The organism is Aeromonas rivipollensis, assembly GCF_010974825.1.
Taxonomy (GTDB): domain Bacteria; phylum Pseudomonadota; class Gammaproteobacteria; order Enterobacterales; family Aeromonadaceae; genus Aeromonas; species Aeromonas rivipollensis.
Genome location: NZ_JAAILA010000011.1, coordinates 38,711 through 51,017 on the forward strand (window position 1 = coordinate 38,711; position 12,307 = coordinate 51,017).

The window sequence follows — 12,307 nt, forward strand, 5'->3', positions numbered from 1 at the left end:
TCATGAATGACTCTCAGATCACCATTTACCACAACCCGGCCTGTGGCACCTCTCGCAATACGCTGGCACTTATCCGCAACTCAGGAGTTGAACCGACCGTTATCCACTATCTGGAGACACCACCGAGTCGCGAGACCCTGGTCGCACTGATTGCCGCCATGGAGATGCCGGCGCGCGTGCTGCTGCGCCAGAATGTGCCCCCCTACGAGGCGCTGGGGCTGGCCGGGGAGGGATTCAGCGACGAGGAACTGATCGACGCCATGTTGTCCTATCCCATACTGATCAACCGCCCCATAGTGGTGACCCCGCTTGGCACCAAACTGTGCCGTCCGTCAGAAGTGGTGTTGGAGATACTGCCGAGCCCCCAGCGCGGGGCCTTCACCAAGGAAGAGGGGGAGCGGGTGGTGGATGCGCAAGGCAGGCGCATCGAGTGAGGGGGCATGAGTCCTGTATAAGGAAAAAGGGGGTGGCCATGGCCCCCCCCCCTCGCTCTTTATCTCAGCAGGAGCACGGCAGCGCCGTGCCGGTCTAGGCCCTGGCGGCGTTGCACACCGCCGCCTGGGCAGGTGAGTCATCGATCCCGGCAACAATGCTTGTCATGTTGGACTCCTTCTTGTGATCAGTGGCCAGCCAGCAGCTTTTCCACCTCTTCCGGTTTGTCGTGTACCCCGAAGCGGTCGACTATGGTGGCACTGGCCTCGTTCAGACCGATGATCTCCACCTCGGTGCCCTCGCGGCGGAACTTGAGGACCACCTTGTCCAGCGCAGTGACGGCGGTGATGTCCCAGAAGTGGGCATGGGTGAGGTCGATCACCACCTTCTCTACCACCTCCTTGAAGTCGAAGCCGGCGAAGAACTGCTCGGCACTGGCGAAGAACACCTGGCCCCGCACCAGATAGGTGCGTACTTCTCCTTTTCGCTCGCTGTCGCTCTTGACCAGCATGAAGCGGGCGACCTTGCTGGCGAAGAACAGGGAGGCGAGCAGTACCCCGACAAATACTCCGAGCGCCAGGTTATGGGTAGCCACTACCACGGCGACTGTGGCCAGCATCACGATGCTGGTGGAGAGGGGGTGGGTTTTCAGGTTGCGCACCGACTCCCAGGAAAATGTCCCGATAGAGACCATGATCATCACGGCCACCAGGGCCGCCATGGGGATCTGGCGGATCCACTCATCCATGAACACCACCATCAGGATCAGCAAGGTGCCCGCTACAAAGGTGGAGAGGCGACCACGGCCACCGGATTTGATGTTGATGATGGATTGGCCAATCATGGCGCACCCCGCCATGCCCCCCATCAGGCCGGCGCCTAGGTTGGCGATCCCCTGGCCCTTGCACTCGCGATTGCGATCGCTTGGGGTATCGGTCAGGTCATCGACGATGGCCGCCGTCATCATGGATTCGAGCAGACCCACCACGGCCAGCCCCGCAGAGTAAGGGAAGATGATCGCCAGCGTCTCGAGATTGAGCGGCACCTCGGGCCACAGGAAGATGGGCAGGGTATCGGGCAGCTCGCCCATGTCGCCCACGGTGCGGATATCGATGCCCAGGGTGATGGCCACCGCCGTCAGTATGACGATGCACAGCAGCGGGGAGGGCACCAGCTTGCCCACCACGGGGATGAGCGGGAACAGATAGATGATGCCAAGGCCGGCCGCCGTCATGGCGTAGACCTGCCAGGTGACGTTGGTGAGCTCGGGCAGCTGGGCCATAAAGATGAGGATGGCCAGCGCATTGACGAAGCCGGTGACAACGGAGCGGGAGACAAACCGCATCAGGCTGCCGAGCTTCAGGTAGCCCGCCGCTATCTGGAAGAGGCCGGTGAGCAGGGTCGCCGCCAACAGATACTGCAGGCCATGCTCCTTGACCAGAGTCACCATCAGCAGCGCCATAGCGCCTGTGGCTGCCGAGATCATGCCTGGACGACCGCCGACAAAAGCGATGACCACGGCGATACAGAAGGAGGCATAGAGGCCAACCTTGGGGTCTACTCCGGCGATGATGGAGAAGGCGATGGCTTCCGGGATCAGCGCCAGGGCGACCACGATACCGGCCAGCAGGTCGCCACGTATATTGGAGAACCACTCTTGTCTTGCACGTTCCAGCATGGGGGGGATTTTCTCGCTTGTTGAGGATCCATGGTCGCAAGTCGCCACAGACCCGGGGTCAGGTGGCATTCTGGCAGGATCACATTGTTGAATTGGTATATGACAGATGATCAAACACGCTCCGGTTGTGACAACCAGAGTCAGGCGGCAGGTGCCGCAAAGGACGGAGTTAGGGCGGCGTGACGGTCACGCCAGTGCGCAAAACAGGCATAGGGGGCGCATGTTAGCAGTCAAGGTGGGGGCAGGAAAGCCCGGACCTTTCTTCAGTGTGTATGGGGAGGAGCTACATACCTGAAAACAAGAATGCCCCTTGCAACGCATGGGGCATTCTTGATTATCCAGCGTAAGTTATGGCAGCACCATGGGCTCGGCTACCGCGCGGGCGGCTTCATCACCGCGCAGCACTCGCACCAATTCGAGGGCAAACTCGATGGCGGTGCCGGGACCCTGGCTGGTGATGAGACGATGGGCATCATCCCGCACCACCCGGGCTGTGCTCAGTTGCGCGGTGGGCAGGCGGGCCTGAAAGCCCGGATGACAGGTGGCGCTGGCATCCCCCAGCAAGCCGTGATGGTGCAGTACCACGGCGGGGGCGGCGCAGATGGCCGCGCGCCAGCGGCCGAGGGCCGCCTGTTCTCTCAGCAGGTCGATGGCGAGGGGAGTGTCGCGGATAGCTTCGCTGCCGGGCAGACCACCCGGCACGACCATGGCTTCGAAGTCGCGGCTGGTCAGCTCGTCGAGATGGCAATCCGCCACCAGCTGTACCCCACGTGAGGCGCGGATCTGGCGCGCTCCCGTGGGGCAGCAGGAGGCCAGCACCACCTCTATGCCGCCGCGCACCAGGGTGTCGATGATGGCGACCGTTTCTATCTCTTCCGACCCCGGGGCTACCAATACCAGTACTGTCATCCTGCACTCCTTAGTCGCCGGCAGTGCCGCTCTGCTCAGCGCTTCTCTTTGACGGCCTGATAGAGGCCCTGATTGACCGGCACCGCTATGCCGTGGGCGGCGGCCTTGCCGAGCAGGAAGCCGGTGATGGCCTCGATCTCGGTCTCACGTCCCTGCTCCATGTCCTGATACATGGAAGAGTAATTGTCGGCGGTGAGTTCCACCACAGTCATCACCCGGCGCAGCAGCTCGTCGCTGCCAGTCGGCTGGCCTTCGGCCTGCATCACGTCAGCCACTTCCACGCAGATCTGTTGCAGCACATCGGCGAAGCGCGGGCCGGCCAGCTCGCCATTCTTGAGCTTGTAAAGCGCCGTGAGCGGATTGATGGCGCAGTTGATGGCGAGCTTCTGCCACTGGCGGGTCAGGATCTGCTCATCCCAGCCGGCTTGACCGAGAGCGGTGGCGAGCTGGTCTGCCAGGGCGGAATGGGCCTTGGCGGCCTCATTGATCGGGCCGAGCCAGGTTTCGCCCTTGCCGGTATGGCGGAACACGAAGTGGCCATTTTGCATGGCGCCGTGGCTGGTGACACCGGCAATGACGGGGTTATGCGGAAACAGCTGCACCACCTGTTCGGCTATGCCCATGCCATTGTGCAGCAGCACTATGGGAACCCCTGCCGCCAGCTTGCCCACCAGGGGCGTCAGGGCCGACACCACCTGACCCGCCTTGGTCATCACCAGCAGTCGCTGGATGGTGCCGGGCTTGTCGATGAAACCCCGCTCGATGGCGAGCAACTGGGTGTGGCCCTCGAGGGAAGTGAAATCGATGCCGGGGTGCAGGGTGGCGCGGTGTCGCTCGCTCAGCAGGACACGGGTCGGCTGGCCACTTTGGGTCAGCAAGGAGGCGAAGACGCCGCCCAGGGCACCGCAGCCCAGCAATGACCAGTGAGGGGAGGAGGGGTGTCGGCTGTTTTTCAGGTTGTTGTCGCGTAATCCGCTTGGCATGGAGAGGCTCAATCAGGGTAGTGGCTGCGTTCCGAGCAACTCGCTACCGGGGATAAGTGAAGATGTCGCTAGGCGGACACTAACGGGTCTCGCCATTCCTGTGCGCAGGGGATTCTAGCAGAGCAATCCCATTGAAATCAGCAAATTTGCCGGTTTTCTGGTAGATTTGCCCCTTTGTCAGCACAACCTGAAGTACAGCATGAGGAGCCCGGCTATGCCGTCATTCGATATTGTCTCTGAAGTCAAAATGAACGAGGTGTTGAACGCCGTCGATAACGCCAATCGTGAACTGGCGACCCGTTTCGATTTTCGTGGTGTGGAAGCCAGCTTCGAATTGAACAAGGAAGAGGTCAAGCTGGAAGCCGACGCCGATTTCCAGCTCAAGCAGATGGTCGAGATCCTGCGCGCAGCCCTGCTCAAGCGCAACATCGAGAACAGCTCAATGGACGTGGGTGACAGCGTTCACTCCGGCAAGCGTTTCCACCTGAACGTCAAGTTCAAGCAGGGGATCGAGAAAGAGATCGCCAAGAAGCTGGTGAAGCTCATCAAGGATTCCAAGATCAAGGTGCAGGTCGCCATCCAGGGTGACGAAGTGCGCGTCACCGGCAAGAAGCGTGACGATCTGCAGGAGACCATGGCACTGGTGCGTGGCGCCGAGCTGGGTCAGCCGATGCAGTTCCAGAACTTCCGCGATTGATGATGAAGGGGGGAGGGCCCTGGTCACTCCCCTCATCAAGGAAGCGCCATAAAAAAACCGGAGCTGCTGCTCCGGTTTTTTGTGTCCGTGTGACGAGTTCGATTAGAACTTGTAGGTCACGGAGAAGTAGTGGCCGAAACCAGTGGTCTTCAGACCGTAGGAACCGTTCTGGATGCCATAGATGTCGTTGAAGTACTTCAGGCCGTAACCGACGGCGTAGCGGTCGGAGTGCCAGTACAGGCCGTTGAACATGGCGGTACCGTCGGTGGAAGTGTCCTTGGCATCAAACAGGTGATCCAGGTAACCCTGATAGGCTACGAAGCTGCCGTTGGAGAAGGTGTAGAAAGGCTTGAACCAGTTCATGGAGAACTGATAGCCGTTCCAGCCCTGCTCGCCGCCGCCTTCGTTGACGTGACGGGCATACAGGTTCATGCCAACCTTGCCGAACCAGGGCACTTGTACGTCTGCACCCAGACCGGTCATGGCTTCAAACAGACCATCCGGACCACCCACGTTGATCAGGTTGGCGATGTAGACTTCCTGCACCGGGCCGAAGGAGAGATCTTTGCCGGTCATGGCATCGATGGAGATACGCGGTGCGAACTTGATGAACAGGTTGTCTTGGTTGTGCTTGTCGTCGTGACGGTTCTGGAAGATGTCGAAGACGTCGACGTAACCGTACAGATCGAAGATACCAGAGCGGCCACCAAACTCCATTTCGAAGTAGGTATCGTTGTAACCACCTTCAGATTCGCTGTAGGGCAGCTGATCGATGGTGTGCATCACGTTGAACTGGAACCACTTGTAGTCGTTCTTGTGGATGTCGCCGCTGTAATCGGCAGCAAGGGCCGGAGTGGCGGATGCAGCCAGCAGACCGGCAGCGATCAGAGTCTTGGTAAATTTGGCCATTTTATTGGTCTCTTGTGCGTTAGTTGAGGTTTTCCGTAGCCTGCCCACAAGGAGCGGAAGGGATTCTAGCCAAATAAATTCATCGGATAAACAAGAGCCAGGGAACTTTGTCCGGTTTTGTGAATCTAATCACCCCCAAAATGGCGCAAACGCTTGCTATTTGTCCGCTTGTGGTAACAAAGCATCGCCTCGTTTGGCAACCATGATGATCAGTATCATGACAGGGATGCCGAGCAGACTGGTGCCGACGAAGAAGCTGCTGTAGCCGATCTGCTCGACCACCTGACCGGAAAAACCCGCCAGCAGCTTGGGCATCAGCAACATGATGGAGCTGAACAGGGCGTACTGGGTTGCCGAGAAGGCGACGTTGGTCAGGCTAGACAGATAGGTCACGAAGGCCGCCGTCGCAATGCCGGCGCTGAGGTTGTCCAGGGAGATGATCAGGGTCAGCAGCTCCAGATCGTGACCCACTTCGTTGAGCAGGGCGAACAGCAGATTGGTGCTGGCGGTGAGCACGGCGCCGAGAAACAGGATGCGCAGGGTGCCGAAGCGCATCACCAATACGCCCCCCAGGGCCGCCCCCACCAGCGTCATGATGACGCCATACACCTTGGTGATGGTGGCCACCTCCGTCTTGCTGAACTGCAGATCCACATAGAAGCTGTTGGACATCACCCCCATCACCACATCCGAGATGCGATAACAGGCGATGAGCCCCAGGATCAGCAGGGCCGAGCCGCCGTAACGGCGGAAGAAATCGGCAAAGGGGCACCAGATGGCTTCATAGGTCCAGGCACCCAGCCCGGCCAGGGTCTTGGGCCAGCCCCGCTCGAGCAGCAGCGCCTTGCGCTCCATCTGTTGCTCGTTCTGGCGATGGAGGTCGATATCCGGCTCGTGGCTGAGCAGTGTGGTGATGACGCCGAGGGACATGAGTCCCGCCATCAGCAGGTAGGTGAGCTGCCAGCCGCGGTAGTCGTAGCTGTCGTTGCTGCCAAGCCAGGCCGCCAGTGCCAGCGCGCCCGCCCCTGCCATTATCATGGCGAGCCGGTAACCCGTCATGTAGGAGGCCGCCATGGCCGCCTGCAGCCGCTCAGGTGCCGACTCGATGCGGTAGGCATCGATGACGATATCCTGGGTCGCGGAGCAAAACGCCACCAGCAGGGCGAACAGGGCGAGCTGGGCGAGCTGGGTCTTGGGATCGCAATAGGCCATGCCCACCAGGGAGAGGGCGATAAGCACCTGGGAGAGCAGCATCCAGCTGCGTCGTCGTCCCAGCAGCCGGGAGAGCAGCGGCAGCGGCAGTCGATCCACCAGGGGGGACCACAGCCATTTGAAGCCATAGGCCAGCGCCACCCAGCTCATGTAGCCGATGTCGGTCAGGCTGACATCGGCTTCGCGCAGCCAGAACGAGAGGGTGCCGAAGACCAGCAGCAAGGGCAGGCCGGAGGAGAAGCCCATGGCAAACAGAGTGAGTACCCGCGCTTCCAGATAGACGGCGAGGGCGTCTCGCCAGCTTGTGGCGCGGTCCGGGGTTTGGCTGGGCGGGCGGAGATTGTTCAACTGCCTGACTCCTCAGAGAAAAGGGGGTCATTTTGTCAGGTTCGAGGGGGATAGCCAAGGCAAGCCGAACGAGGCGGCCCGGGATTCAGGGTCGTGAGCCGATGCAGTGACGCGGACAGGGCCCTTCGGCCACGAGGAAGCTGGCGCAGGCCATCAGTTGCTGACGCAGCCAGGTGTCTGTGATGAGCTGATGCTCGTCCCACAGGTGCAGGCTGTGGAGCAGGTGCCAGAACACCCCCTCCTGCTCGGTAGCGGGTACTTTGTCAATGGGGATGGCGGGCAGCGCCTGCCAGCGGGAGAGGAGTTGCCAGCTCAGATCCTCGAGCTGCCGATAGGGCATTTCTCGTGCCAGAAAGTGACGAACCGCCTGAGCCAGCTCAATGGCGTGTTGGGCAATGTAATCGTGACAAGTCACCGGAACCTCCTCTCTCTGCCTGGCCATGTCCCGTGCACATCGGACAAGGCCAGAGTATAGAAAGGGGCGCCGGTGACCTGGGCTACGCAGTGGTGGAATGTGATCCGTCCCGCGTTATTTGTCCGCCAGCAGCACCACTTTTTTCAGGATGATGGGGCTGGTCGGCACGTCATTGGCGCGCAGTATGGAGCTGTAGCCGGTCTGGACCTGAGCCAGCTTGTCCAGCACCTCCATGCCCTGCACCACCTGGCCGAACACCGTATAACCGGCGCCGGCATTGGCGTTGAGGTTGTCGTTGTCCACCAGGTTGAAGTAGAACTGGCGGGTGGCGCTGTCGACAGCCTGGGTGCGGGCCATGGCGATGCTGCCACGCTTGTTGGGCAGGCCGCCCCTGGACTCGTTGACCACGGGGTCGAAGGTCGGCAGCGGCTGGAACTGCTGATTGTAGCCCCCGCCCTGCACCACGAAGTTCTGGATCACCCGGTGGAACAGGCTGCCGTCATAGCTGCCATCCGCCACGTAGCGCAGGAAGTTCTTCACCGTCTGCGGCGCCTGCTTGGGGGCCAGCTCCACCACTATGTTGCCGTGGTTGGTCTCCATCTGGACTTTTTGTCCGGCGAACGCCAGGGGGGCGATCAGGGTGGCCAGTAACCAGAGTTTCTTCATTTATATGCTCCTTGCTCAGCTAGGCTGGCCTTTGAGATAACCGCGCAGAGCCTCGTCGGCCATGATCTGTTGCAGCACGCTGCCCAGTTGCTGGTTCAGGGTGGACTCCAGATCGGCCATGGTCGGCTCACCCGGCTCTTCCTTGCTGGAAGACATGTTGAACTGCTTGGTCAGCTTGTTGCCCTGGAAGTCGGCGATCACCTGCAGGCTGACCTTGGACTTGGTGACATAGGTGAAGGTCTTCTCTTCGACCGTGACCGCGGCGGTGGAGATGGCCAGGGTCAGGTTGGTGGTGCCGCTGTTGCCCACTTCGAGGCCCTGGCTGCGCAACCCTTCCGCCAGTTTTTCCGCCAGCAGGTTGTTGAGGGGCTGGCTGCTGTTGACCAGCACGGGAGCCTTCTCTTTCTTCTTGATGGAGAAGACATAGGCGGCCTCGCGCTTGTCCACCCCTTCCATGGTGATGCGGTTGCCAGAGTAGTACTGCTGGTTGGAGGGGATGACTTGCGGATTGAGCAACGCCGTCTCCGGCCAGTGGGTGGCACAACCACCCAGTATCAGGGCGGCCAGCAGCAAGAGTGACTTTTTCATCATGGGTTTCCTTTAGCTTTATCTTTAGCGTTTGATGGCTTTCAAAATAACGAATTTGCTGTTCGACGCAACGACTTGTGCGTTGGCAAACAAGCGCTTGAGTTTGTTGTGATAGTCCAGATGACGGTTGCCTACTATCCAGAGTTCACCCCCCTGAGGCAACACCCGGTGTGCGTCGGTGAACATCTGCCAGGCAATGTGATCGGTGATCGCCTGCAATTGATGGAAGGGGGGATTGCAGAGGATCCGATCCGCTGCCCCGACCGCCACGCCGTCGAGACAGTTGTTGACCATGAAGTGGGCCCGCGGCAGGGCGTCCGGCAGGTTGTGCTCGACGTTGAGCCGCGCCGAGGCGACCGCCATGTGGGATTCGTCGATGAAGGTCACCTCCACCTCGCTGTCTTTTGCCAGCAGCGAGAGACCCAGCACCCCGTTGCCGCAGCCAAGGTCTATCACCTTGCGGGCACTGTGGATCGGCAAATTGTCCAGCATGAAGCGGGCGCCTATATCCAGGCTGGTGCGCGAGAAGACGTTGGCATGGTTGTGGATGAGCATGTCGCTGCCCTCCAGCGGCCAGACGGTCGGGAATGGACTGGTCAGGTCAGGGCGATCGGCCTGCGGCTCGCAGTGAATGAGGCGCGCCTTCTTCCAGGCCAGCGAGGTGCGAGTCTCCCCCAGGTATTTCTCGAACAGCTTGAGGGTGGAGCTGTGAATGTCTTTTGCCTTGCCGGCGGCCAGGATGCGGGTGTCCGGGGTCACCACCTGGCGCAGGGCCAGCAGTTGCTGCTCCAGCAGCGCCTGATACTTGGAGACCTTGATCACCACCAGCGCAGGAGCTGAAGGCAGCGGGGCCAGGGCATCCTGCAGGGTGATCCCGCTCGCCTCCAGCCCGTTCTCCGCCAGATTGGCCAGGGTGGCCTGCTCGCTGATATAGGAGTCGCTCACGCAGACCGGGCCATGGCTGTGCAGATAGGCGGCGAGGGCGCCGAAGCCGTCGTTCATGATGATGACGGGACCATCCTGCTCGAGCGGCTCCTCGGCCAGGGTGTTGATCAGGTACTCGTCTGCCGCATCCCAGGCCTGCAGGGGATCCTGGCTCTGCCGTGGGTAGCGATACAGGGTCAGACGACAATGGGCAGTGTCGAGCAGGGTTTGCATAAGAATTAGAGTCCAACGTGTTGCTGATAGATGACGCCTGCCCGTACCGTGTTGCCCGGCAGGCAGGGAAAGTGGCGCTATTCTAGCGGCGACGGAGAATTTCACCAGCCCGCAGCGAGGAGGCGCCGGCCTTCCTCTATTTAAAGCGGGCCTGATGCATCCGGTATGCAACCCTGGCTACAATGGCCGGATATCCAACGAGGGAGTCTTGCCCGTGAGCATGCAACAACAGATAGAGGCCAAACTGGCCGCCGCCTTGTCCCCCAGTCATCTGGAAGTGATCAACGAGAGCTACATGCACAGGGTGGAGCCGGGATCCGAGAGCCACTTCAAGGTCATAGTGGTGAGTCAGGCCTTCGAGGGGCAGCGCCTGCTGGGGCGCCATCGTCAGGTCAACGGCGTGCTGGCAGAGGAGCTGGCAGGGGCCATCCATGCGCTGGCGCTGCACACCTATACCGAGGCGGAGTGGCAGGCCCGGGAGCAGGCCCCCAAGACTCCGGGCTGTGTCAGCAAGTCCCCCTTTGCCTGAGCCATTGACCTTTTCATTACCCAATTGTCGATTAATTAACAAAATTATCACGACAGGGCCGGGGCGCTAGCCCCCGGCCCAGAGCGCATTGGATCGGGGTAATGATTACTTTTTCTAATCAACCTTTGAGGCAAGTGAAATTACCTCCATATGGGTAGTAAAACAAAGAATCCTTTAAAACCACGGGTTGCAGGGATGGAAGGGAAATATTCATTGGAGGTTAATTTTGTGATAGGACGGGGATTTTCCCCATTTGGCGTGGCGACCGACTTGTCTAAGGTGGTAAACTCAGTCGCTTTTGAATGATCCTGTATGTTGCTGATTTGTTTGTTTTATCGACATTTTACCGCGATGTTGACGGGCTCATTCAACAACTCGTCGTGATGTATTTCTCGGCGCTAACCAACCTGTCTTCCCTTAACGGTAGTGCAAGTGAGTATGATTACAATTAAAAGAGGACTGGACATCCCCGTGCTGGGTGCTCCGGAGCAAGTAATCTACGATGGCCCGGCCATCACCCGTGTTGCTACACTCGGCGAAGAGTTCGTGGGGATGCGTCCTACTATGTTCGTCAAAGTAGGTGATCGCGTCATTAAAGGTCAGGAGCTCTTCGAAGATAAGAAGAATCCCGGCGTTAAATTCACGGCCCCTGCCACCGGTGTGGTTTCTGAGATCAACCGTGGTGCCAAGCGTGTTCTGCAATCCGTTGTCATCGACATCGATGGTTCTGACGAACAGGTGACCTTTGAACACTTTGCGTCTGCCGAGCTGGCACAGCTCGAGCGCAGCAAGGTGCAGGAAATCCTGGTCGCATCAGGCCAATGGACCGCATTGCGTACCCGTCCATTCAGCAAGGTGCCGGCAGTGGGCTCTGCCCCGCGTGCCATCTTCGTCACCGCCATGGACACCAACCCGCTGGCCGCCAACGCCGAGATCATCATCAAGGAACAGGCCCAGGCCTTCCTCGACGGTCTGGCCGTGCTGAGCCGCCTGACCGATGGCACAGTCCACGTCTGCAAGGGCGAAGCCAGCCTGCCGCACGCCTCCCTGGCCCAGGTCAAGGAAGCCGTGTTTGTCGGCCCGCACCCTGCCGGCCTGCCCGGCACCCACATCCACTTCCTGGACCCGGTCGGTGCCAAGAAAGTGCAGTGGCACATCAACTATCAGGATGTGATCGCCTACGGCAAGCTGTTCACCACTGGTCAGATCTTCACCGACAAGGTGATCGCCCTGGCCGGCCCGAACGTGATCAAGCCGCGCCTGCTGCGCACCCGTCTGGGCGCCTGCATCAGCCAGCTGACCAACAACGAGCTGCGTGCGGACGAGAATCGCATCATCTCCGGTTCCCTGCTCAGCGGTGCCAAGGCCGAAGGGGTTCATGACTACCTGGGTCGCTACCACAATCAGGTGAGCGTACTGGGTGAAGGTCGTGAGAAAGAGTTCCTGGGCTGGGTCAAACCCAGTGCCGACAAGTTCTCCATCACCCGTACCACCCTCTCTCATCTGATGAAGGGCAAACTCATCAACTTCACTACCACCACTAACGGTAGTGATCGCTCCATGGTGCCTATCGGCAACTATGAGCGCGTGATGCCGCTCGACATCCTGCCGACCCTGCTGCTGCGGGATCTGGTCTCCGGCGACACCGACAGCGCACAAGCGCTCGGCTGCCTGGAGCTGGATGAGGAAGATCTGGCGCTCTGTACCTTCGTCTGCCCAGGCAAGACAGAGTACGGCCCAGTCTTGCGTGAGTGCCTGACCAAGATAGAACTGGAAGGTTAAG

Annotated in this window: 13 protein-coding genes; 4 read left to right on the forward strand and 9 right to left on the reverse strand. The window is 60.0% G+C overall.

From position 1 onward, the window contains the following. Window positions 1-2: 2 nt before the first annotated feature. On the forward strand, window positions 3-434 hold the full coding sequence (gene arsC / locus G4923_RS07895; protein ID WP_163136480.1) for an arsenate reductase (glutaredoxin): 432 nt from the start codon (window positions 3-5) through the stop codon (window positions 432-434). Window positions 435-619: 185 nt separating this feature from the next. On the opposite strand, the gene G4923_RS07900 is transcribed toward arsC, so the two are convergent. The 3 genes from G4923_RS07900 to G4923_RS07910 form a co-directional block, all read right to left on the reverse strand. Beyond that, window positions 620-2,110 carry a SulP family inorganic anion transporter gene (locus G4923_RS07900; RefSeq protein WP_163136482.1) on the reverse strand — a complete coding sequence of 497 codons (1,491 nt, stop codon included), beginning with the start codon at window positions 2,108-2,110 and terminating at the stop codon, window positions 620-622. Between the two features lie 348 nt (window positions 2,111-2,458). Beyond that, window positions 2,459-3,019 carry a DJ-1 family glyoxalase III gene (locus G4923_RS07905; RefSeq protein ID WP_163136484.1) on the reverse strand — a complete coding sequence of 187 codons (561 nt, stop codon included), beginning with the start codon at window positions 3,017-3,019 and terminating at the stop codon, window positions 2,459-2,461. A gap of 35 nt (window positions 3,020-3,054) precedes the next feature. Continuing rightward, entirely contained in the window at window positions 3,055-4,002 is a 948-nt protein-coding gene (locus G4923_RS07910; protein WP_163136486.1) for a ketopantoate reductase family protein, read from the reverse strand. A 214-nt stretch (window positions 4,003-4,216) separates the two neighbouring features. Between G4923_RS07910 and G4923_RS07915 the strand changes: the two genes are divergently transcribed. Next, window positions 4,217-4,699, forward strand: coding sequence for a YajQ family cyclic di-GMP-binding protein (locus G4923_RS07915; protein WP_106886048.1), 483 nt, complete (start codon window positions 4,217-4,219; stop codon window positions 4,697-4,699). 102 nt (window positions 4,700-4,801) lie between these two features. Here the strand turns inward: G4923_RS07915 and G4923_RS07920 are convergent, their stop codons facing one another. The 6 genes from G4923_RS07920 to G4923_RS07945 all read right to left on the reverse strand — a co-directional run bounded on the left by G4923_RS07920 (window position 4,802) and on the right by G4923_RS07945 (window position 9,995). Next, window positions 4,802-5,608 (reverse strand): nucleoside-specific channel-forming Tsx family protein, encoded by an 807-nt coding sequence (locus G4923_RS07920; protein ID WP_025327958.1) that lies wholly within the window; start codon window positions 5,606-5,608, stop codon window positions 4,802-4,804. A 156-nt stretch (window positions 5,609-5,764) separates the two neighbouring features. Next, entirely contained in the window at window positions 5,765-7,168 is a 1,404-nt protein-coding gene (locus G4923_RS07925; RefSeq protein WP_111909906.1) for an AmpG family muropeptide MFS transporter, read from the reverse strand. Between the two features lie 85 nt (window positions 7,169-7,253). Next, window positions 7,254-7,583 carry a hypothetical protein gene (locus tag G4923_RS07930; RefSeq protein WP_106886049.1) on the reverse strand — a complete coding sequence of 110 codons (330 nt, stop codon included), beginning with the start codon at window positions 7,581-7,583 and terminating at the stop codon, window positions 7,254-7,256. A gap of 114 nt (window positions 7,584-7,697) precedes the next feature. Next, entirely contained in the window at window positions 7,698-8,249 is a 552-nt protein-coding gene (locus tag G4923_RS07935; protein ID WP_106886050.1) for a peptidylprolyl isomerase, read from the reverse strand. A gap of 15 nt (window positions 8,250-8,264) precedes the next feature. Then, complete coding sequence (locus tag G4923_RS07940; RefSeq protein WP_106886051.1) at window positions 8,265-8,837, reverse strand: YajG family lipoprotein; 573 nt, start codon at window positions 8,835-8,837, stop codon at window positions 8,265-8,267. A 24-nt stretch (window positions 8,838-8,861) separates the two neighbouring features. Then, the gene (locus G4923_RS07945) at window positions 8,862-9,995 is read right to left on the reverse strand and encodes a methyltransferase (protein ID WP_163136488.1); all 1,134 of its coding nucleotides are present in this window, start codon (window positions 9,993-9,995) and stop codon (window positions 8,862-8,864) included. Between the two features lie 220 nt (window positions 9,996-10,215). On the opposite strand from G4923_RS07945, the gene G4923_RS07950 reads away from it, so the two are divergent. Both G4923_RS07950 and G4923_RS07955 read left to right on the forward strand, forming a co-directional pair. Continuing rightward, window positions 10,216-10,524, forward strand: coding sequence for a BolA family protein (locus tag G4923_RS07950; protein ID WP_041204526.1), 309 nt, complete (start codon window positions 10,216-10,218; stop codon window positions 10,522-10,524). A 438-nt stretch (window positions 10,525-10,962) separates the two neighbouring features. Further along, entirely contained in the window at window positions 10,963-12,306 is a 1,344-nt protein-coding gene (locus G4923_RS07955) for a Na(+)-translocating NADH-quinone reductase subunit A (protein ID WP_111909909.1), read from the forward strand. The last annotated feature ends 1 nt before the right edge of the window (window position 12,307 follow it).